This is a genomic window from Streptomyces sp. NPDC005774 (genome assembly GCF_042871645.1).
GTDB lineage: Bacteria > Actinomycetota > Actinomycetes > Streptomycetales > Streptomycetaceae > Streptomyces > Streptomyces pratens.
Map to the genome: position 1 here is coordinate 1 of NZ_JBIAIV010000155.1, position 1,123 is coordinate 1,123.

The following is a 1,123-nucleotide window of genomic DNA, read 5'->3' on the forward strand; positions in this document are numbered from 1 at the left end:
TCATCTCTTCCTCCTGTGTGGATACCCCGTGCTTTAGCTCGGGGAGGAAACACAGCTCCTGCGGAGCAGGGCAACGAGCTGGGATTCGCCGCCAGGGCGGATTGCAGTGCTGTGACCCGCAGGTTTGATCTTAAGTCGAGGGCCAGCTAGTTTGTGAGCATGGTCACGAACCAGGTGAAGCGGGCGTTCAAGTACCGCTTCTACCCGACCGACGCGCAGGCAGCGGAGCTGTCGCGCACGTTCGGGTGCGTTCGCAAGGTCTACAACCTGGCGCTCGCCGCACGGTCCGAGGCGTGGACGCTCCGTCAGGAGCGGGTCAACTACAACGCCACCTCCGCGATGCTCACCTCGTGGAAGAAGTCCGAGGAACTGGCTTTCCTGTCCGAGGTGTCGTCGGTGCCGTTGCAGCAGACGCTGCGGCATCTGCAAGGCGCGTTCGGGAACTTCTGGCAGAAGCGGGCCAAGTACCCGACCTTCAAGTCTCGTAAGAAGTCGCGGAAGTCTGCCGAGTACACCACCAGCGGTTTCCGCTTCCGTGACGGCAAGCTGACCCTTGCCAAGATGCGTGAACCGCTCGACATCGTCTGGTCCCGTCCCCTTCCCGAAGGTACGACGCCGTCCACCGTGACCGTGTCGCAGGACGCGGCCGGGCGCTGGTTCGTCTCGATGCTGTGTGACGACACCCCCGCACCGATGCCCGAGACCGCGAACGCTGTCGGGATCGACGCCGGGATCACCAGCCTGGTGACGCTCTCCACCGGGGAGAAGGTCACCAACTCCAAGTTCGAGCGCAAGGACCGCGCCCGTCTTGCCAGGGCCCAACGGGTGCTGGCGAGGAAGGCCAGGGGTGACGGAGCGAACCGGGCGAAGGCCCGGCGTAAGGTCGCGAAGGTCCATGCCCGCATTGCCGACCGCAGGCGCGACTTCCTGCACAAGCTGACCACTCGTCTCGTTCGTGAAAACCAAACGATCGTGATCGAGGATCTGACCGTACGCAACATGGTCAGGAACCATTCCCTGGCCCGCGCCATCTCGGATGCGGCCTGGACCACGATGCGCGGCATGCTGGAGTACAAGTGCGCCTGGTACGGAAGGGACCTGGTTGCCATCGACCGCTGGTTCC

The 1,123-nt window shown here is 63.8% G+C and carries 1 protein-coding gene; it reads left to right on the forward strand.

The window, feature by feature from the left end; translation table 11 throughout:
• Positions 1 to 159: 159 nt before the first annotated feature.
• Positions 160 to 1,123 (forward strand): RNA-guided endonuclease InsQ/TnpB family protein (locus tag ACFYQA_RS39575; RefSeq protein ID WP_388928697.1); only part of this gene is annotated, 964 nt, incomplete at its 3' end.